The following is a 19,420-nucleotide window of genomic DNA, read 5'->3' as shown; positions in this document are numbered from 1 at the left end:
GCACCCACCGAACGAGCATCCCCGGTGCGCGGCGAACATCGCCAACCGTTGGGCCTCGCTGGCAAGTCGGCGAGCCCGGCCCAGGTACAACACTTCGTTGCTGTGGTTGGCGAACACCGCCAACGTCTTGTCGCTACGCGCGAGCAGCTTAATGGCATCGCTGATCGGCAACACTGTGCCGGTCGCGGTGTAGACCAGATCCTGTCCGTATGGACGCATCGGGCCACCGGTCACCGTGGGCAACCAATTCGGGTCCTGCCGCTGCGTCTGCGGATCGGCATACTCCGGCTCCGGCGCTGGCTCAGATTCCGGTTCCGGCTCGGTCGCTGGCTCAGGCTCCGGATCTAGTACCGGCTCAGGCGCTGGCTCAGGTTCTGGCTCCGGCTCTGGCGTTGGTTCAGACTCGGGCTCGGCGGCGGCTTCTTGCTCCCGAAGTGCTTCGTCGAGTTGGTCTTTGGTCATGGTGATGATCAACTGCACCGGCAACCCACGATGAGTCTTACCCAACTGACCCGACTCCAGCAGATACATCAACATCGCCTTGAGGGCGTCATGATTGCGCTGCGACTGCGTACGAAGATCGCGGTCCGCCGCAGCCTGCAGAACCGCAGGATCGAGCGCGGGATCATCGGCAGCACCCGACGGGGACAGCTCATCATCGGAATTGTTCATCCCCGGCGCCGCCCACACCCCCAACATCACTTCCATCAACGCCGTAGTCGTCGGATCCAGATGACCGGCCACCTTCGACATGAAATCCGTCGCCGGCTTACCCAGATCGACACCACGCTTCTTCGCCCGATCAACATCATCAGCCAGTTTGCCGTCGGGATCGAGATAGTCCACGATCCGCTCACCGATCGTCTTCACCTGACCCGGCGGATACCTACGGCACAGATCAGCCAACGCCACCTCGGTGTTCGCCCGCTGCTCGGCATCGATCTTGTGCGGGATCGACGCCATCACCTCGAGCACCACCCCGACATGATCAAGATCGATCACCCCCGCCGCCAACGCCTGCGCCGTCTCCGGGAACCGTGGAGCGATCACCTCACCGCTCGGGGTCAGCGACGGCGTCAACGCATCCATCGCCTCCACCCGCGCCTTCGCAGCACCCGGACGCATCCGCGTCATCGACGTCAACACCGCCGCCGGAGACGAACACCCCGCCGTCGAATATGCCCGCCGCACAGCCACTTCCCGCAACACCGGCAACGACGCTGACTGCAACCGCCGCGCCGCGATCTCCAACCGCTCAGTCAACCGAACACAATCAGAATCAGAGAACGCCGTCAGATCCAACCCAGCCAACTGTGCGATAGCCGCATCAAGCCCTGCCACCGCGCCGACAACCGGCGAATCAACAACAACACCCTCCGACACGAAGACCCCCTCCCCAGGGAACCGAGAAACACACGCAGACAACAACAATCACAAACAATGAATCGTCGTCAGAAAGTTTCTCTACCACTGACTCTACCGGAGAAATTCGACCTTGTCGAATATTTGTTCGATAGTTTGTCGAGGGGCGGTTGGGGTGATTTCGCTATGGAAGTCAGCGGTGTTCAGCTACGGCGCCTGCGCACCTTGCTGCGCAGACGCAGGACGCCCGCACCCAGTACGGCGATGAGAAATCCGACCACTGCGGCGAGTAACAACGCCACTCCTTGCGCGAGGTCGAGGTTGAGACCGAAGAACTCGATCTGCACCTGTTCGGTGTTCTGGGTGACGAAAACGATGAACGCGACCACCAGGACGGCGGCAATGATCAGGCCGATGATCGTCGAAACTCGACGACCCTTGTTCGGGGCGGTGGTCGTGGTCGTCGTGTCCGTGCCGGTCTCGTTGATCGGGGTCGGATTCGTCATTTCAGGTCCTCTCGCGTCGTGATGACCGATAGCTACCCCGCCGTTTTATTTCGCAAACTCGGGTCGTCCCACCTGCGAAAACCGCGCCTGTGCGTCGCGTTCGCCTCTCGGCCGTCAGAGAACCGCCTGGGTCTGGGTCACCTTGCCGACCAATTTCCCGGCATCGTCTGTGATTGCGGTCTCGACCACGATGAACTTCCGGCCGACGTTGAGTGGCGTCGCGGCAGCGACTGCATGACCGTCCGTCACCGGACGCAAGAAGTTGGTCTTTGATTCGACGGTCGTCGTCCCCAGACCGCCGTCAGGAAGATTCAGGAAGGCACACACCGCACCCGTCGCGTCGGCCAAGGACATCAGAGCTCCACCGTGGATGACACCGTTGAGGGTGCAGAGACTCTCGTGCCATGCCAACCGGCTTCGAACCACGCCCGGTCGGTGCTCGAGTACCTCGATCCCCAGCTTCTCGGTGAACGGCATGGTGGTGTGGAACAGCGCGGTTCCTTCGGTGTCGACCATGGTCACGAGCCTGCACCCGCGATCGACGCGTGTCGATTACCCGCCAGGTAACAGTCTCCGGTCGTTGCTGTCGGCCCAGCCGGTCACGAAGTCGCGGAACCTGGCGGCAGCTGGACTCATCGCGGTGTCGCGCTTCCAGATCAGCCCCACCTCTCGAATGTTCGTGGGGCCGTCGAGAACGATCAACGAGACGCCCGCTGGAAGTTGCGGATCGTGCTCGACCGGCATCACTGCGACGCCGAGCCCCGCTGCAACGAGCCCCGCGACGGTGGCCAGCTCGGTCGACTCGAATGTAATCTTCGGATGGAAATCCTCGGCGGCACAAAGCTCTTCCAGAATCCTGCGCATCCCGAAGCCGGTTTCCATCGCGACGAAGCTCTCCTCCCGCACGTCGGCGATCGTCACCCGATCTCGGTGCGCCAGCCGATGCCCGTCCGGTACCGCGACCCCGAGATGTTGCCGCATGATGGGCACCCATCCGACATCCACGTTGTTCGGCCTCGGCGAGACGATGGCAACGTCCGAATCACCCCCGAGCACCCGTTGCAGGATGTCCTCTGCGGCACCCTGCGCCAGGCCGAAGACGACCTGCGAGGGCTCCCGCCGGAACTCTCGGATCAACGTCGGCACCAGCCACATACCGAACGAGTGAAGGAATCCGAGGTCGATCCGGCCCGCGACGGGATTGGCCAGTTCGGCGAGTTCGTATCGGGCGGCGTCGATCTCCGCCACCGCCCGCCGAACGTGGCGGAGATAGATGCGCCCGGCAGCATTGAGCACCAGCCGCTTTCCCTTACGGTCGAACAGTTTGATCCCCAGATCGCGTTCGAGGCGACCGAGCTGCCGCGAGAGCGTCGGTTGAGTGGCGTGCAGCTCGTCGGCAGCCGCGGACATGTTCTCCAGCTCGGCCAGTGTGACAAACCAGGTGTTGTCCATACGACCTCCTTATGTACCCAACGAATAAGTATCCTTCGATCCATTCATTTCCGCTGACGACTTCGGGCTGGAACTGTGGACACGGTGAGCGCAACCGATACCTCCACCACGCGCTGCCTGCCCGCATCGACCGGTCATCGCCTCGGCGAAGGCGGGTACAAGCGAGCCAGCCTGGCGCTGTTCGCAGCCGGCTTGGCCACCTTCATGACCCTGTACTACGTACAGGGACTACTTCCGGTGTTCTCGGAGCACTACGGTGTCTCACCTGCCACGTCTGCGCTGGCAGTATCGGTGGCGACCGGCCTGCTCGCCCTCGCGATCGTTCCGGCGAGCGTGTTGTCAGAACGGTACGGCCGCGTGCGGGTGATGACGATCTCGGCGGTCTCCGCGACGCTCCTGGGCGTGGTGCTGCCGTGGAGTCCGACTTTCGAGGTGCTGCTGGCAGGCCGGGCGCTGCAAGGACTCCTGTGTGCGGGCGTGCCCGCCGTCGCGATGGCGTACCTGGCCGAAGAGATCGACGCGAGGTCCCTGGGTACGGCAATGGGCACCTACGTCGCCGGAACCACGATCGGCGGTCTGGTCGGCCGCTTGATCCCGACACTGGCGATCGACATCACCGACTGGCAGTGGGCGCTGGAGATCGCCTCGTTGGTGGCACTGTTGTTCGCGGTATGGTTCGCACGACAGGTGCCGGCGTCGCGACAGTTCGAGCCGAGGCCGGTCGCGCCGATGCAGACTGTGCGCAACCTCGCCGCCCATCTGCGCGACACCCCGCTGCTCTGCCTGTTCGGCCTGGCATTCGTTCTGATGGGCGGCTTCGTCACCGTCTACAACTTCCTGGGCTACCGACTCATCGCAAGCCCCTTCGACCTGCCCGCCACCCTGGCCGGTTTGGTCTTCTTGCTCTACCTGGCCGGCACCGTGTCCTCGGCGACGGCAGGCCGCATGTCCGACTCACTCGGCCGCAGTCGCGTCCTGATCGGCGCCATGATCTTGATGGTCGGCGGTCTCGCCTTGAGCCTGCCCGACTGGTTGCCCACCGTCCTCATCGGCATATTGCTCTTCACCGCAGGCTTTTTCGCCGCCCATTCTGTCGCGAGCGGCTGGGTGAGCGCCCGGGCAACCACACATCGCGCGGAAGCCTCGTCGCTGTACCTACTCGGTTATTACCTCGGCAGTTCGATCGTCGGCGCCCTCGGTGGCGTCGCATTCACCCTCGCCGGCTGGATCGGTGTCGCCGGATATGTCGGAACCTTCATGCTGGCCGCGGTGATCCTGACCTGGATTCTCGTTCGTGCGACTCACCGTTGACGCGGCATCGCTGACCTAGACTGTTCGGTAGCCAGGTTTCACCGACATCAAGGAGCCAGCACATGCCCGATGAGTCCCCGGCAGTGATTTTCGTATTGTTCGGCGCCACCGGGGATCTCGCCAAGCGCATGGTGCTTCCCTCGTTCTACGAGCTGGCCGTGGAGAATCTGCTGCCAAAGTCCTGGGCCCTGATCGGGAACGGCCGGGGTCATCGTTCTGATGACGACTTCAGGGACCACATCAAGGACTCGCTCACCGAGTTCGCCACCGCACCCGACGACGCCGAGTGGGAGGCGTTCGCAGAGAACGTTCATTTCGCCGGCGGCGGGTTCACCGTCGACGACCCGGGCGATCTCCCCTCGGTCATCGACACCCTGCGCGAAAAACTGGGCGGCAGTGCTCAACTCGTTCATTACATTGCGCTTCCGCCGACAACGTTCATCGATTACACCGATGCGCTGGGAGCGCATCAACTCGCCACCGACGCCCGCGTCGTCTACGAGAAGCCGTTCGGCACGTCGCCCGAGAAGTTCCGCGAGCTCGACGTCGCCGTCCACAAGGTCTTCGACGAGAAGCAGGTCTACCGGATCGACCACTTCCTCGGCAAGGAGAGCACCCAGAACCTCCATGTCTTGCGGTTCGCGAATGGCATGGTCTCCGGCGTCTGGAACCGCGAACACGTCGAGCAGGTCCAGATCGATGTACCCGAGACCCTCGACATCGACGATCGTGCCGAGTTCTACGACGCGACCGGAGCATTTCTCGACATGGTGGTGACTCACCTGTTCCAGGTCGCAGCAGAGGTCGCGATGGAGCCACCGATCAGCTTGGATGCAGACGATCTGCAAGACGCCCGCGAATCGGTGATAGCTGCGTTCCGGCCGTTGGACCCGAAAGAGGTGGTCTACGGCCAATACGACGGCTACCGCGAGACCAAGGGAATCGCTGACGACTCGACCCGGGAAACCTTTGTGGCAGCCCGCCTCTGGGTCGACACGGATCGCTGGCGCGACGTCCCGTTCATCCTGCGCACCGGCAAGATGCTCGATCGCAGCGCGCAACGCGTCAGTCTCGTCTTCCGGCGACCCGCCGACGGTCCCATCACAGACGCGCCCGCAGACGGCACAGTCCTGACCTTCGACCTCAGTGGTGACGGCGCCATCGACATGACGATGACTGTGAAGGAACCAGGGTCGGGGACCAAGCTGTCCACCGGTCATCTGTCCCTGCCCCTCGATTCCGTCGCCGACGGCCTCGCGCCGTACTCCCGGTTGATCAATGACGTACTCCGCGGTGACCGATCGCTGTTCACCAGGCCCGATGGGCTCACCCACGTCTGGGATGTCGCGGCACCGCTCCTCGCCGATCCGCCTGCGCCGCAACCGTATGCAGCGGGTTCATCCGGGCCGGCCGCTGCGAGGGATCTGCCGGGGGCCTGCGGGTGGGTCTCCGACTGACGGGAGAATCAGGGCAACACCCGGCACAGGGCCTCGAGCGCCCCTGGCCAGCCGCTTGCCGACGGGGTGCCGTAGCCGATCACCAACGCATCCCGCTGTTCGGTGATGTCCGGATGACGGAACTGAGCCAGTCCGTACACCGCCAGGTCCTGCCACGCAGAACCCTCGACCACGGCACTCTCGTTCCCTGATGCCAGCTCCAACAGGACATGGAGTCCTGCGTTCATACCGGTGATGCGGGAGTCCGGGGCCGCGTCCGCCACGGCGGCCACCAGTTGGTCGCGACGGCGCCGGTAGCGCAGTCGCATCGCGCGCACATGTCGGTCGTACGCCCCGGTCTCGATCAGGTCGGCCATGGCGAGTTGGTCGACGACACCCACCACTTCGTGTGCACCCTTGAAGTCGGCCACGGCCGGCACCAGGCGTTCGGGCAGCACCATCCATCCCAGTCGCAGTCCAGGCGCGAGAGACTTGCTTGTCGTACCCACGTAGACAACGTGATCGGGATCAAGACCTTGAAGCGCACCGATTGGTCGACGGTCGTATCGGAACTCCCCGTCGTAGTCGTCCTCGATCACGATCCCCCCGGTCCGCCGAGCCCAATCGACGAACGCGTTTCGGCGTTCCGGATCCAGGGCGACACCGGTCGGAAACTGATGCGACGGCGTCAAGAGGACGGCCCGTGACCCGAGCGCGTCGAGATCGGCAATGCGGGCACCGAGGTCATCGACCCCGATCGGCCGCGTCCGAACACCGTTGTCGAGGAAAACCTTCCGATGGATACCCAGGCCGTAGGACTCCACCGCCAGCTCGCTGACACCCTGCTCACGAAGCGCTTGGGCAAGCAGCGCGAATCCGTGTGATGCGCCGGAACAGACGATGACTCGTTCCGGCGTGACGTCGACACCGCGCGTCCGGGCAAGATAGTTCGAGACCGCGGCACGGAGTTCGGGTCGGCCCAGGCAATCTCCGTATCCGAACGCGGAGTCGGGCGCCGACGACACCGCCCGTCGAACCGCTCGGATCCACTCGGTGCGCGGGAAAGCCGACACATCCGGCCGGCCCGGCCGCAGATCGTGCAGATGTCGGTGCGGCGCCGACGTCCGGGCACCGGCCGGCACCGGGCGCGGCGAATCCGGGGTCCGCTGCGCGACCACGGTTCCGGCACCCTGCCTCGAGATCAGCCAGCCTTCGGCGACCAGTTCCGAATACGCCTGCACCACTGTGTTTCTGGCCATTCCCAGATCCGCCGCCAGTGACCGGGTCGGCGGCAGTGAGGTGCCTGGTGCCAGACGGCTGCTCCGGACAGCATCCCTGAGGGCATCTACCAGCGCCTCTCGCACGCGGCCGGTGTGCAGATCGAGGTGCAGGTCGACCCCGCCGATCGAGGGCGGCGTTCCATCACCTGAATTGGACCACGAATCTGACACGAAATTGGACCATAGCAGAGGTCCATTGTGTCGTAGCCTGACCCTGTGACCACAACACCGCAAACCCGGCTCCCCGCCCACACGCCTCGTCTACAACTCGCCGGCCTGGCGCCCGACGTCTACAAGGCGATGGTCCGCCTCGACGGAGCCGCGCGCAGCGGACTCGACCCCGTGATCGCCGAACTCGTCAAGATCCGCGCCTCGCAGATCAATCACTGCGCGTTCTGTATCGACATGCACACCAAAGATGCTCTCGCCGCTGGTGAATCAGTCGATCGCATCGTCCAGCTGTCGGCCTGGGAGGAATCCAAGCACTTCTACACAGCGAAAGAGGTGGCGGCGATCGAACTGACCGAAGCAATCACCTTGCTGACCGAAGGATTCGTTCCCGACGAGGTCTTCGACCGGGCCGCCGAACATTTCGAGCCGGAGGAACTGGCCCATCTGATCGCGGCCATCACGGTGATCAATGCTTGGAACCGACTGGCCGTCAGTACGCGCATGGTTCCCGGGGAGTACACGCCGGCCGGGCACTGAACGCCTGACGGCCACCACGTTCGGGTTCTGTCAGTCCCCCAGCTGCCGATCGAGGTTGATTGCGGCACTGATCAGGGCGAGATGTGTGAAGGCTTGCGGGATGTTGCCCAGCTGAGCGCCGTTGACCCCGATCTGCTCGGCATATAGCCCGAGGTGGTTGGCGTGGGTGAACATCTTCTCCAGCGCCAGTCTCGCCTCGGCGACCCGCCCCGAACGCGTGAGCGCCTCGACGTACCAGAACGAGCAGAGGGAGAAGGTGCCCTCGCTGCCCGCGAGGCCATCCGATCCTTCGGCCGCGTCGTAGCGGAACACCAGCGAATCGCTGACCAGGTGTTCCTCGAGCGCCGTCAGTGTCTTCACAAACCTGTCGTCGGTCGGCGAGAGGAACTTGACCGCGGGGATGAGCAACAGCGAGGCATCGAGTTGATCCGAATCCAACGTCTGGACAAAAGCTTCGAGCTTGTCGCTCCAACCACGATCCATGATCTGCGCAAAGATCTCATCGCGGGTCGCCATCCAGCCGACGACATCGCCGGGCAATCCCCGCTGCCGACTGACCCGGATCATCCGTTCGAGCGCCACCCAGCACATCAGCCGTGAATACACATAGTTCTGTGGTTCGGCGCGTGGCTCCCAGATGCTCTGATCGGGTTGGTCCCAGTTCTCGGTGAGCCAGCCGGCCACGGCACACAGCTGGTCCCACGACTCGTAGGAGATCCCCGCCCCGTACTTGTTGAACAGGTAGACCGAATCGATGAGCTCACCATAGATGTCGAGCTGCAGCTGATCAGAAGCGTTGTTGCCGAACATGACCGGCGATGAACCCCGATAGCCGGCCCAATGATCGAGCACCGTCTCCGCAGGTGGCATCTCACCGTCGACGGTGTACATCAGTCGCAGCGGACCCCGGCTGTCCGACTCATCGGCCTCCCCGCAGAAGCGTTGCGTCAGCCACTTCATGAAATCAGCTGCCTCGGAGGTGAATCCGAGTCTCAACAATGCGTACAGCGAGAAGGCCGCGTCCCGGATCCAGACGTACCGATAGTCCCAGTTGCGCTCGCCGCCGATCTCTTCCGGCAATCCCATCGTCACCGCTGCCACGATCGCGCCCGAAGGCTCGTGGGTGAGCAACTTCAGCACCAGTGCCGAACGGTGAACCATCTCGCGCCACCGGCCCGTGTAGTCGGACTGCGACACCCAGCTCTGCCAGAAGTCGACTGTCGAGTGCACGATGTCCGGCGAGCTGTCGAGCTCGAAGCACTCGTCGGAAATCGGCTCGGCAGCCAGTACAAACGTGGCACTCTCACCGACGGACATGTCGAACTCAGCAGTGACGCAACCGTCGTCGTTCTGGGTCAGCGGCTGTGTTGCCGCCAGGTGCAGCGTCAGATCCGCGCCGATGAACTGGGCGCGGGTATCACCGTCGAGTTCCAGGCTGTGCTCGGCCCGGCCGTAGTCCAGACGCGGCGCAACCACCGTTCGGAAACTGACTGCGCCCCGAACGCATTCGAATCGGCGGACGATCCGGGTGCGGTGGTCGGTGCGACCTGCCTCCACCAACGGCATCAGGTCCTGCACCTCGGCGACCCCGTCATCGCTCATGAAGCGGGTGACCAGGACGTTGGAGTCCGGAAGATAGAACTGGCGCGTCGTGACGTCGCCATCGATCTGCTGGATCGACCACACGCCACCGCCGTCGGCGTCGAGAAGAGAGCCGAACACACTCGGTGAGTCGAAGCGCGGACAGCAGAACCAGTCGATTCGGCCGTCGATGCCGATGACCGCGGCGGTCCTCAGGTCACCGATGACGCCATGATCGGCTATCGGCAAGTAGTCAACGGCCGTACTACCGGCTTCACATTCGGCGCCGCCCGATTCGCTTCCCTTCCGCTTACGTCTCATCCCTCCACGGTACGTACGGCCCCTTCGGGCAGGCACCGGATTCTGTCAGCGCGTCACCCGACCCGACGGTGACACCCGATCACCCAGCGGGACTCGGGCCCCCTTGGTCACCGCCGCGTTCATGCCGATGATCGTGATCTTCTCGCTCGGCACCGGACGAGTACGCGGACGCCCGCCGACCGATGCGCCGTTGCCGATGACCACACGCTCGTCGATGATCGCCCAATCGACTGTGGCGCCTTTTTTCACCACGGCATCGGCGAAGACGATGGAGTCGTTGACCGAAGCGCCTTGCTCGATCACCACGCCGGGCCCGATCACGCTGCGCCTCACGTCGCCCAATATGTGTGCGCCACTGCTGATCATGCTGTCTTTCACGGTGGCGCTCGCGGCAATCCGCGCCGCGGAGCGCTGTGGTTGCCGGGTCAGGATCGGCCAACGCGAGTCGGCCAGGTCGATGGTGCCATCGATGAGATCGCGGTGGGCCTGCATATAGGTCTCAGGGCGTCCGGCATCTATCCAGTACCCGGGCATTTTGTGCGCGACGGTCTTGCCCCGGTCGACGAACCAGGGCACCAGATGCTCGCCGAAATCTCCGAGCCCGGTGTCGCCGTCGCCCGGCACCTTGTTCGTCTGAGAGATCAGCTCTTCCAGTGCCTTCACGAGAAGCTTGGGGTCGTACACAAAGATCTCTGCCGCGATCACGGTGGTCGTCGGCTGCTCGGGCTTGTATGCGAAACCGGTGACGGTGCCGTTCTTCCGGGCGGTGACCGTAGCGTGAGAAGAGGCCTCCTCGCGGGAGCACGTCGTGGTGACGATCGTGCATTCGGCACCAGCGGACCGATGGGTCCGTAGTGCGTCTTCGAGGTCGAACGAGTACACGTGATCAGCACTCATGACGATCACGGCTTCCGGCGCGCGGTCGGCGATCTGACCTCGGATCCGATACAGGAGATCGGCGTTCCCGGTCGCAAATCCACTTTCGGTGTCGACCTCACTCGTCTCCTGCGGCAGGACGAACCGCAGTCCCCCACTGGTGCGATCGAGGTCCCACGGGCGTCCTCCCGCCACTTCCTCGAGCAACGAATGTGCCTCGTATTGCACGCACAACCAGACCTCGTCGATCCCACTCCGGTGCAGCGTGGAGAGCGGAAAGTCGATCAACTGGTAGTTCCCGCCGAACGGTAGAGCGGGTTTGGCGCGACTCTCGGTCAACACATCCATGCGTGAGCCCTTGCCGCCGGCCTGCACGATTGCCACCACATCTGATCTGCCCATGGACTCCAGTGTGCCCGTTATGCGGCTTTTGAACCTTCTCCGGCGCGCTGCGCGCTAGCGATCGGCGAAGGGATCGTCGTCCGGGTCGGTCTGCGGCGCATACTCGATGACCGCGGCGGCATGCTGCGCAGTCTCGGTGTCGATAAGGTCCGCGATCAAGGCGGCGGTCATGTCGATGCCGGCCGCCACACCCGACGACGTCCAGCGATCGCGGTCCTGCACCCAGCGGGCGCGCCGCTCCCAGGTGACTGAACTCCCCTGTGTGGCAACCCAATCGAAAGACCGCTTGTTCGAGGTGGCCCGATATCCGTCGAGCAGTCCGGCTGCGGCGAGAATCGCCGAACCGGTGCACACGGAGGTCACCAGATTCGCGCCGGTCACGTAGGTCCGGAGCTGCTCGAGATATCGGTCGTCGTCTACCAGAGGTCGTGATCCGATGCCGCCGGGGACCATGACGATGTCGGGGGTCGCTGCGTCGGCGAAGCCCGCGGTCGCCTCGACGCGCGTCCCCTGCGAACTCGCGATCAGCCCCGGCTCCGCAGCCACCATCGTGACCCGGAACTGCTCGGAAAGGACACTGAGGATTTCCACAGGGCCGAAGACGTCGAGTAATTCGAAGCCGTCGAACAAGACCACAGATACTTCGCGCATGTATGAATCTTATCGACCGTCGCGCCCAATTGGTCACCACAAACGTCCCCGTAAGGGGCCGCCGAGGGTATATCGCCCTCGACAGTCCCTCATGGGTCCGAATGTGGTGGGCTCTCGCAGTTCACATGTCCTGCGGACAACCCTGGACGGGGAGTCCTAAGTGACGTCTGCGCCCTTGCGGGGCGGGCAGGCGTCCAGCCAGGTGTTCTCGGCCTCGTCGAAGACTCGTGACCGGGCGAGGAAGCGCACCCCTTCGGGCGCCTCCAGGCTGAAGCCCGCCCCACGTCCCTTGACGACGTCGAGGATCAACTGGGTGTGTTTCCACAGCTCGTACTGGTCGCCCTGAATCCAGACCCGCACCGCGGGAAGGAGTTCGGGCAGCTCGATCTCACCCAGCAGGACGTCGCGACTTCCCACCCGGAACTCGCCCGCGGGGTAGCACATGGGCGCGGATCCGTCACAACATCCACCGGACTGGTGAATCATGAGGCCGCCGTGGAGCTCCGACAACTTGGTCAGGAGCTCCACGGCGGAGTCAGTTGCGACGACTCTGTCAGTAGCAGTCATCACGGTCTCTTTTCTGGTGAAAACTCTTGTCGCTCTTGGCTAGCGGCTTCCGATCAGAAGAAGCCCTTGGCCTCTTGAGCGTAACCCACCAGCAGGTTCTTGGTCTGCTGGTAGTGCTCGAGCATCATCAGATGGTTCTCGCGTCCGATGCCGGACTGCTTGTAGCCGCCGAAGGCCGCGTGTGCCGGGTAGTCGTGGTACGTGTTCGTCCACACGCGTCCGGCCTGGATCTCACGTCCCGCACGGTAGGCGGTGGCGCCGTCACGCGTCCACACGCCGGCGCCGAGGCCGTAGAGGGTGTCGTTGGCGATCGAGAGCGCCTCGGAGTAGTCGGAGAACTTCGTCACCGACAGCACCGGGCCGAAGATCTCTTCCTGGAAGATTCGCATCCGGTTGGTGCCGGCGAAGATCGTCGGCTGGATGTAGTAGCCGCCTGCGAGATCGCCTTCGAGCTCGACGATTTCACCACCGGTGAGTACCTGAGCACCCTCTTCCTTACCGATCGACAGGTACGAGGTGATCTTCTCGAACTGATCGTTGGAGGCCTGCGCACCCATCATGGTGTCGGTGTCGAGGGGGTTGCCCTGCTTGATCTTCTTGGTGCGCGCCACGGCGAGATCGATGAAGTCGTCGTAGATCGATTCCTGGATCAGTGCGCGGCTCGGACAGGTGCAGACCTCACCCTGGTTGAGGGCGAACATGGTGAAACCTTCGAGCGCACGATCGCGGAAGCCGTCATCCTGCGCCATCACGTCGGCGAAGAAGATGTTCGGGCTCTTGCCACCGAGTTCGAGGGTGACCGGGATGATGTTCTCGGATGCGTACTGCATGATCAGGCGGCCGGTGGTGGTCTCACCGGTGAAGGCGATCTTGCGAATGCGGTTGCTCGAGGCAAGCGGCTTGCCGGCTTCGACGCCGAATCCGTTGACGATGTTGAGCACGCCGGCCGGGAGCAGATCCTTGATCAGTTCGACCAGGAACAGGATCGACGCCGGGGTCTGCTCAGCAGGCTTGAGGACCACAGCGTTGCCGGCCGCGAGGGCGGGAGCCAGCTTCCACACGGCCATGAGGATCGGGAAGTTCCACGGAATGATCTGCCCTACGACGCCGAGGGGCTCGTGGAAGTGGTAGGCCACGGTGTCTTCGTCGATCTCGGAGATGCCACCCTGCTGGGCGCGGAGGGCGCCGGCGAAGTAGCGGAAGTGGTCGATCGCCAACGGGATGTCGGCGGCGAGGGTCTCGCGGACGGCCTTGCCGTTGTCCCACGACTCGGCGACGGCGATCTTCTCGAGGTTTGCCTCCATGCGATCGGCGATACGCAGCAGGGCGAGCGAACGCTCCGCGACCGAGGTGCGGCCCCACAACGGAGCGGCCTTGTGGGCGGCGTCGAGCGCGAGGTCGATGTCCTCAGAGGTCGAGCGGGCGACCTCGGTGAAGGTCTTGCCATTCACCGGCGACGGGTTCTCGAAGTACTGGCCCTTCACGGGCGGCGTCCATTTGCCACCGATCCAGTTCTCGTAACGTGATTCGAAGTTCATCACTGCGCCGGGTGTTCCGGGATTGGCATAAACGGTCATGTTCGGTGCTCCTTCAGTGCCTGTGTTGGCCCTCTCGTGACCCACCCCTGTCCGGGCGGTCACGTGTGACGTAAGGCACACAGTACGAGCGGGTTCGTTGCATCAAAGTTGCAACTGCGATTCCGGCCTTGCAGATCGGTTCCACCTGCAGTGCAGCAGATCGCCGGGCTAGTCTCATCCCGTGATCCGCCACAACGTCCGCACCGAGTGCTGGGGCTTCGCGGTGGGTTCTGCGCTGTTCGCGCTCGGCTCGGCGCCCGGTTTCGCCCACTGGGCCGGAGCGCCTGCCGCGAACATCTCGTTCTTCGTCGGCTCGTGGTTCTTCACCTTCGCCGCATTCGTCCAGCTACAACTGTGCGGTTCGCTGCGTGGGCCGACCACGTCGATCGCGGGGTCGGTACGTGTCGGGCGAGAGGTCCACCGGTCGGAGTGGTGGTCGGCGATGGTCCAATTCGCCGGGACCATCGCGTTCAACATCAGCACCGGTGTGGTGTTCATCGTGCATTCCGTCGTCGAGGCCGATCGCTTCAGCTGGCGCCCCGACGTCTACGGCTCGGCAGCCTTTCTCATCAGTTCGGGGCTGGCCGTGTTCGCCACAGAGCTCTACCGGCGTCGCGACGAACCCGATGCCCCCGGCTGGACCGCCACGGTCTTGAACACCGTCGGCTCCATCGCCTTCGGTTTCTCAGGCGTCGCCGCGTACATCGACCCCGAGACCGGAAAGGTCGTCGCACCGTTCGTGGACCAGGCGGGAACCTTCATCGGGGCCCTCTGTTTCTTGGCCGCGTCACTCATTTCTCTGCCCCGACGGCCGGTACGCGCGCTAGCGTCGGAAGACGATGAGTGAACTCGATCCGCGAAACAGCCTGCCGCCTCTGTCCTGCGTCCTGGAATCGGTGGCTGCCTCCCTCGGCGCCGCAGACCTCGACAACCGATTGCAGCTGGTACCTGCCCAATCGGCAACTGTCCTGCTGATCGACGGCCTCGGAGCCGAGCTGGTCGCGTCGCATCCTGACGAGGCACCTCACCTCAATGCCGCAGGTCTGGCCGATTCCACAACTGTCGCCGCGGGGTTTCCTGCGACCACAGCCGTCAGCATCACCAGCCTGTCCACCGGTCGGTCAGCAGGCACCCACGGCATCGTGGGGTACACGTTCCGAGCGGGAGGTGGCGACCTCGCCACGCCTGTTCTGAACACGCTCCGGTGGTGTACGCACGGCGACCACGATCATGACCTTCGCAAAGTCGTTGTCCCCGAAGACTTCCAGACACAGTCGACCATTTTCGAGCGGTGCCGGGCCCAAGGGTTCGACACCGTCGCGATCGTGCCCGGATACCACGAGGGATCCGGGCTCACCCGCGCCTCGTGGCGCGGCGCGAACAGGACCACCGCGGCCGATCATCTCAGTCAACTGCAGGCGTCGATCCTCGCGGAGATGATGACGCCCGCGCCGACCCTGGCCTACGCGTACTACGGTGGCCTCGATCTCGCCGGCCACCTCGAGGGTCCGGGTTCGCAGACGTGGTGCGAACAGCTGCGCCTCATCGACACCATGGTCGGCGCCCTCGCAGACAAGATGCCCGCCGGACGGCAGGTGATCGTCACCGGCGACCACGGCATGATCGACACGTCCGCAGGCCGTTTCGACCTCGATCTCCACCATGAACTGGTGGCCGGCGTGACGACCATCGCCGGAGAAGCCCGAGTCCGGCACGTGTATTCCGAAGCAGGCGCCGCCGGCGACGTCCTCGACACCTGGACGACCATGCTCGGCGACCGGGCCACAGTGCTGGGTCGCGACGACGCCATCGACGCCGGGTGGTTCGGCAATACCGTGGCCGGGGACCATCGGGTTCGGATCGGAGATGTGGTCGCTGCCGCCCGCGGCGACACCGCCATGGTCCGCTCGGTGGCTGAACCCCTCGAATCCGCGCTCATCGGCAATCACGGCTCCTGGGATACCGCCGAACAACTCGTCCCGGCCATCGTCATCCGCGGCACCCGGTGAATCCAGGACGGTCGGGCAGCGCGATCGCACTGGTCCGCGCAGGACACGCTGTCCCGGCAGTCGCCGTGACTGTCTTCACCGGCCTGCTGGCCGTTGTAGACGGTGCCGATGTCCGGACGCTGATCGCCATCGTGGTCGCCATCTTCAGTGGCCAACTCGTCATCGGCTGGAGCAACGACTTTCTCGACCGCAGTCGCGATCGTCGGGTCGGCCGAACCGACAAACCCTTGGCTACGGGCGAACTCACGTCCCGCACGGTGGTCATCGCGATCGTGGCCGCGGCCGCGATCTGTGTGGTGAGTTCGTTTGCCTGCGGATGGGCCGCGGGCGCGGTTCATCTCGTGCTGGGAGTGGGGTCCGGGCTCGCCTACAACGCGGTTCTCAAAGCGACTGTGCTGTCGTGGGTTCCGTACTTCATCGCGTTCGGTTCACTGCCTGTCATCGCCTCGCTCGCGGTGCACCCCGGAGAGTTGCCGCCCGCGTGGATGATGGCAGTGGCGGCGCTGCTTGGCGTGGGAGCACATCTGCTCAATGCCCTGCCCGACCTCGATGACGATGCCGCGACCGGCATCGAGGGCCTCCCCCACCGTCTCGGCGCGCGGCGGGTACCACTGGTTGCCGCTGCGCTGATGGTCGCCGCGACAGCGATTCTCGTCGTCGCCAACTCGTCGACCTGGTGGCTGTGGGTGGGATTGGCAGTGGTCGTGGTGATCTCAGGCGTCACCATGCGGGTGACCGGCCGCCGCGCACCGTTCTATGGCGCCATCGTCGTTGCTGCGATCAATGTGGCGATGCTACTGCTCATCGACGTCAGCTGACCAGCATCGGCGAAGTTCGGCTAGCGTGACGAGATGCCCGTCCCCACCATCCTCGCCGGGCGCTACCGACTTCGTAGCCTCCTGGGTCACGGCGGAATGGGCGATGTCTACGACGCGTGGGACGAGCGGCTCCGACGCCCGGTGGCAGTCAAGGTGCTCCGGCCCGAGTTCGCCGACAAGACCGATGTCCGCATTCGATTCGAAAGTGAAGCCAGCACGGCAGCCACCCTCAACCACCCGAACGTGGTCTCGGTGTACGACAGCGGAGAGGATCAGGGCGTCCCGTTCATCGTGATGGAACGCCTCCCCGGGAGCACGCTGGCGAGCGAGATCGAGGCGGGACCTCTGCCACCGGCTCGCGTCCGCGGTGTCCTCATCGACGTCTTGGCAGCACTTGCCGCTGCCCACGCTGCGGGCATCCTGCACCGCGACATCAAACCGGGCAACGTCCTGTTCTCTGCCACCGGCATCGTCAAGGTCGGCGACTTCGGGATCGCCAAGACAGCCGATTCCGCTCACACCACCACCGGCGAGGTGCTGGGCACGGTCGCTTACCTCAGCCCCCAGCGGATCGAAGGCAGGCCCGCCACCGTGGGCGACGACATCTACGCGGTGGGTGTGGTCGGATACGAGGCCATCACCGGTCGCCGGCCCTTCGCCGGTGACAACATCGCGTCGATGGCGCGGAACATCCTGCAGCAGCGGCCCGAGCCCCTCGCCGCGTTGAACCCGAACGCTGATGCTGCCCTCGTTCACGCCATCGAACGGGCGATGGCGCCCGACCCTGCAGCACGATTTTCGAATGCGGCGGAACTGCGAACCGCACTCCAAGCGCCTCCACTGGTGCCGTCGACGGTCACCACCCCATTCGCGGCCCCACCCCCCGGACGACCTCAGCCGCCGACGCCCGCCATTGCGCACCCTCCCGCGACCGGTCGGCGGCCGCTCCTCATCGCCGGGGTGATCGCTGCCGCGGTCGCGGCGCTGCTCATCGGTGTGGTCGCTCTCGCCTCCCGAGACGGCACCGACGACCCCGCAACGTCGCCGTCGGATGTCACGACGTCAACGACGTCGGCTCCAACTCCCACGACCACGGATCAGACGGTTCTTCAAGAGCCGACCACCACAGAGACGGCGACCGTGGTGATCCCCGTCCCCACCGACAAGAACAGCAACGGCAACGGCAATGGCGATGGCAACGAGAAGAAGCCGAAGAAGGAAGACAAGAACGAAAACTGAGCTCAGATACCGAAGCGGCGATCCAACAGTCGGACGCGACCTTTGACGAGGGCTTCGTCGCTGTGGCCCGGGGTCAGGGTCTGTGCCCAGCGACGCCACGCGGCGAGATCTTCCCGGCCGTGAACGGACCCCGTCCAGGCCCGTAGCAATTCGGGATCGCGGGCGGTCAGCACAGCCGATCGCAGGTCTTCTTTGAGTTCTTCGAAGAGGTCACCGAGACCCGGAGCCAGCGACGCCGACAGCAACCCGCCGCGGCCGAACTTCTCTATCGCTCCGGAGATGTCCCCGGTCCGGAGCATGCGGCGCACCTGGCTGATGTCGGAGTCGACGGGCAGCGTCAGCCGATACGGCCTGGACGCGACGAGGTCGGCGCCGAGGTCCCGGCGCAGGCGGGAAATCTCGGCGCGCACGGTGACCGGATCAATCCCGTCTTCGGCGAGCATGGTGGCGATCTCTTCGGTGCCGAGGCCGTCCGGGTACTCGCCGAGGAGCACGAGGATCTCGGCGTGCCGACGCGACAAACGCAGCGCCGGACCGTCGCCGGTGCGCCAGTAGTAGCGATCGCCGTCGAGGACCAGCAACGTCGGGCCCGCGGGTGCGGGGATGGCCGGTCCGCCTGCGGTGAGGGTCCGGACCCTCAGCTCACTTTCGACCGCCGCGACCACCGACTTCACCATCGACAGCGCGAACGGCGCCGCCACTCGCTCGCCACCGGTCACGTCGATGACCCCGATCACCGCGCCGGTCACCGGATCGTGCACCGGCGCCGCAACGCAGTTCCATTCCTGAACCGGAACCGAGAAGTGTTCGGCGCCGAAGATCTGCACCCCGTGATCGACCTCCAGGGCCAGACCAGGAGCGTTGGTGCCAGCAACACGCTCGGCCCACAACGCTCCTTCGACAAAGTTGATGTCGCCGGCCTGATCCCTCGCTTTGTGGTCACCCTCTACCCACAACAGCCGACCCACGTCATCGGTGAGCGCCACCACTACGCCGGAGTCGGAGACTTCATCGAGCATGAGCGAACGCACCAACGGGTAGGCGGCCGCCATGGGATGGCGAGCGCGGTACTCGAGGAAGTCGTTCCACGACATGCCGCCGTCGTCGACCATGCCCGACGGGTTGACGCCACCTTTGACCGAGCGCATCCACGAATCGCGGACCACTGATCGCACCGAGGTCGGGCCGGTGGCGGGGGCGAGAGTTCCGGTCTGCACGAACAACTCGTGCGCCCGGCGGACCTGCGCAAGCCTGGTGGCCGGGTCTTCACCGGGGCCGAGCGCGGTCCAGAAGTCCCGCGTGGGTGCGGTCTCGCCCATCGGTG

18 protein-coding genes are annotated in these 19,420 nt (G+C 64.6%); 7 read left to right on the top strand and 11 right to left on the bottom strand.

The genetic code is table 11. The features are described 5' to 3' along the window. The 4 genes from BFL43_RS03650 to BFL43_RS03635 all read right to left on the bottom strand — a co-directional run. Window positions 1–1,263 (bottom strand): DUF222 domain-containing protein (locus BFL43_RS03650; protein ID WP_168176518.1); only part of this gene is annotated, 1,263 nt, incomplete at its 3' end. 302 nt (window positions 1,264–1,565) lie between these two features. Beyond that, window positions 1,566–1,868 (bottom strand): lipopolysaccharide assembly protein LapA domain-containing protein, encoded by a 303-nt coding sequence (locus BFL43_RS03645; RefSeq protein ID WP_084890864.1) that lies wholly within the window; start codon window positions 1,866–1,868, stop codon window positions 1,566–1,568. Between the two features lie 114 nt (window positions 1,869–1,982). Further along, window positions 1,983–2,384 (bottom strand): PaaI family thioesterase, encoded by a 402-nt coding sequence (locus BFL43_RS03640; protein WP_084890870.1) that lies wholly within the window; start codon window positions 2,382–2,384, stop codon window positions 1,983–1,985. A 36-nt stretch (window positions 2,385–2,420) separates the two neighbouring features. Next, window positions 2,421–3,320 (bottom strand): LysR family transcriptional regulator, encoded by a 900-nt coding sequence (locus BFL43_RS03635; RefSeq protein WP_084890863.1) that lies wholly within the window; start codon window positions 3,318–3,320, stop codon window positions 2,421–2,423. 117 nt (window positions 3,321–3,437) lie between these two features. Here BFL43_RS03635 and BFL43_RS03630 point away from each other — a divergent pair, with 117 nt between their 5' ends. Then, entirely contained in the window at window positions 3,438–4,631 is a 1,194-nt protein-coding gene (locus tag BFL43_RS03630; RefSeq protein WP_240498038.1) for an MFS transporter, read from the top strand. Between the two features lie 62 nt (window positions 4,632–4,693). Continuing rightward, a complete protein-coding gene (locus tag BFL43_RS03625) occupies window positions 4,694–6,088 on the top strand; it encodes a hypothetical protein (RefSeq protein WP_084890859.1) in 1,395 nt (464 codons plus the stop codon). 8 nt (window positions 6,089–6,096) lie between these two features. On the opposite strand, the gene BFL43_RS03620 is transcribed toward BFL43_RS03625, so the two are convergent. Continuing rightward, complete coding sequence (locus tag BFL43_RS03620) at window positions 6,097–7,518, bottom strand: PLP-dependent aminotransferase family protein (RefSeq protein WP_084890857.1); 1,422 nt, start codon at window positions 7,516–7,518, stop codon at window positions 6,097–6,099. Between the two features lie 45 nt (window positions 7,519–7,563). On the opposite strand from BFL43_RS03620, the gene BFL43_RS03615 reads away from it, so the two are divergent. After that, a complete protein-coding gene (locus tag BFL43_RS03615; protein ID WP_084890855.1) occupies window positions 7,564–8,055 on the top strand; it encodes a carboxymuconolactone decarboxylase family protein in 492 nt (163 codons plus the stop codon). 30 nt (window positions 8,056–8,085) lie between these two features. Here the strand turns inward: BFL43_RS03615 and BFL43_RS03610 are convergent, their stop codons facing one another. From BFL43_RS03610 to BFL43_RS03590, 5 genes are all read right to left on the bottom strand, one after another. Beyond that, the gene (locus tag BFL43_RS03610; RefSeq protein WP_084890853.1) at window positions 8,086–9,957 is read right to left on the bottom strand and encodes a glycoside hydrolase family 15 protein; all 1,872 of its coding nucleotides are present in this window, start codon (window positions 9,955–9,957) and stop codon (window positions 8,086–8,088) included. A gap of 45 nt (window positions 9,958–10,002) precedes the next feature. Beyond that, window positions 10,003–11,235: a sugar phosphate nucleotidyltransferase gene (locus BFL43_RS03605; protein WP_084890851.1), complete on the bottom strand. Its 1,233-nt coding sequence runs from the start codon at window positions 11,233–11,235 to the stop codon at window positions 10,003–10,005. A 54-nt stretch (window positions 11,236–11,289) separates the two neighbouring features. Then, window positions 11,290–11,886, bottom strand: coding sequence for a DJ-1/PfpI family protein (locus BFL43_RS03600; protein ID WP_084890849.1), 597 nt, complete (start codon window positions 11,884–11,886; stop codon window positions 11,290–11,292). Window positions 11,887–12,042: 156 nt separating this feature from the next. Next, window positions 12,043–12,453, bottom strand: a complete 411-nt coding sequence (locus BFL43_RS03595; RefSeq protein ID WP_084837940.1) for a DUF779 domain-containing protein — start codon at window positions 12,451–12,453, stop codon at window positions 12,043–12,045. A gap of 53 nt (window positions 12,454–12,506) precedes the next feature. Beyond that, window positions 12,507–14,030 (bottom strand): aldehyde dehydrogenase family protein, encoded by a 1,524-nt coding sequence (locus BFL43_RS03590; protein ID WP_084890847.1) that lies wholly within the window; start codon window positions 14,028–14,030, stop codon window positions 12,507–12,509. 181 nt (window positions 14,031–14,211) lie between these two features. Here BFL43_RS03590 and BFL43_RS03585 point away from each other — a divergent pair, with 181 nt between their 5' ends. The 4 genes from BFL43_RS03585 to BFL43_RS03570 are packed head-to-tail and all read left to right on the top strand — an operon-like array spanning window position 14,212 to window position 18,096. Next, on the top strand, window positions 14,212–14,877 hold the full coding sequence (locus BFL43_RS03585; protein WP_084890845.1) for a hypothetical protein: 666 nt from the start codon (window positions 14,212–14,214) through the stop codon (window positions 14,875–14,877). Next, window positions 14,870–16,039, top strand: a complete 1,170-nt coding sequence (locus BFL43_RS03580; protein ID WP_084890843.1) for a nucleotide pyrophosphatase/phosphodiesterase family protein — start codon at window positions 14,870–14,872, stop codon at window positions 16,037–16,039. The genes BFL43_RS03585 and BFL43_RS03580 overlap by 8 nt, the downstream gene beginning before the upstream one ends. Further along, window positions 16,036–16,857 carry a UbiA family prenyltransferase gene (locus BFL43_RS03575; RefSeq protein WP_240498036.1) on the top strand — a complete coding sequence of 274 codons (822 nt, stop codon included), beginning with the start codon at window positions 16,036–16,038 and terminating at the stop codon, window positions 16,855–16,857. The genes BFL43_RS03580 and BFL43_RS03575 overlap by 4 nt, the downstream gene beginning before the upstream one ends. A 33-nt stretch (window positions 16,858–16,890) precedes the next feature. Continuing rightward, a complete protein-coding gene (locus BFL43_RS03570) occupies window positions 16,891–18,096 on the top strand; it encodes a serine/threonine-protein kinase (protein WP_084890841.1) in 1,206 nt (401 codons plus the stop codon). Between the two features lie 2 nt (window positions 18,097–18,098). Here the strand turns inward: BFL43_RS03570 and BFL43_RS03565 are convergent, their stop codons facing one another. After that, on the bottom strand, window positions 18,099–19,415 hold the full coding sequence (locus BFL43_RS03565; protein WP_084890839.1) for a diguanylate phosphodiesterase: 1,317 nt from the start codon (window positions 19,413–19,415) through the stop codon (window positions 18,099–18,101). Window positions 19,416–19,420 lie beyond the last annotated feature (5 nt).

The sequence above is a fragment of the Williamsia sp. 1135 genome (genome assembly GCF_002095395.1).
Classification (GTDB): domain Bacteria; phylum Actinomycetota; class Actinomycetes; order Mycobacteriales; family Mycobacteriaceae; genus Williamsia.
The sequence above is the reverse complement of the archived record's forward strand: the minus strand, read 5'-3'. Positions and strand labels throughout refer to the sequence as shown.

What these genes read in the sequence shown, in the direction of transcription:
- BFL43_RS03580 (WP_084890843.1), top strand. Translation starts at nt 14,870, where the DNA reads ATGAGTGAACTCGATCCGCGAAACAGCCTGCCGCCTCTGTCCTGCGTC.
- BFL43_RS03645 (WP_084890864.1), bottom strand. Translation starts at nt 1,868, where the DNA reads ATGACGAATCCGACCCCGATCAACGAGACCGGCACGGACACGACGACC.
- BFL43_RS03640 (WP_084890870.1), bottom strand. Translation starts at nt 2,384, where the DNA reads ATGGTCGACACCGAAGGAACCGCGCTGTTCCACACCACCATGCCGTTC.
- BFL43_RS03610 (WP_084890853.1), bottom strand. Translation starts at nt 9,957, where the DNA reads ATGAGACGTAAGCGGAAGGGAAGCGAATCGGGCGGCGCCGAATGTGAA.
- BFL43_RS03590 (WP_084890847.1), bottom strand. Translation starts at nt 14,030, where the DNA reads ATGACCGTTTATGCCAATCCCGGAACACCCGGCGCAGTGATGAACTTC.
- BFL43_RS03625 (WP_084890859.1), top strand. Translation starts at nt 4,694, where the DNA reads ATGCCCGATGAGTCCCCGGCAGTGATTTTCGTATTGTTCGGCGCCACC.
- BFL43_RS03600 (WP_084890849.1), bottom strand. Translation starts at nt 11,886, where the DNA reads ATGCGCGAAGTATCTGTGGTCTTGTTCGACGGCTTCGAATTACTCGAC.
- BFL43_RS03570 (WP_084890841.1), top strand. Translation starts at nt 16,891, where the DNA reads ATGCCCGTCCCCACCATCCTCGCCGGGCGCTACCGACTTCGTAGCCTC.
- BFL43_RS03595 (WP_084837940.1), bottom strand. Translation starts at nt 12,453, where the DNA reads ATGACTGCTACTGACAGAGTCGTCGCAACTGACTCCGCCGTGGAGCTC.
- BFL43_RS03635 (WP_084890863.1), bottom strand. Translation starts at nt 3,320, where the DNA reads ATGGACAACACCTGGTTTGTCACACTGGCCGAGCTGGAGAACATGTCC.
- BFL43_RS03565 (WP_084890839.1), bottom strand. Translation starts at nt 19,415, where the DNA reads ATGGGCGAGACCGCACCCACGCGGGACTTCTGGACCGCGCTCGGCCCC.
- BFL43_RS03605 (WP_084890851.1), bottom strand. Translation starts at nt 11,235, where the DNA reads ATGGGCAGATCAGATGTGGTGGCAATCGTGCAGGCCGGCGGCAAGGGC.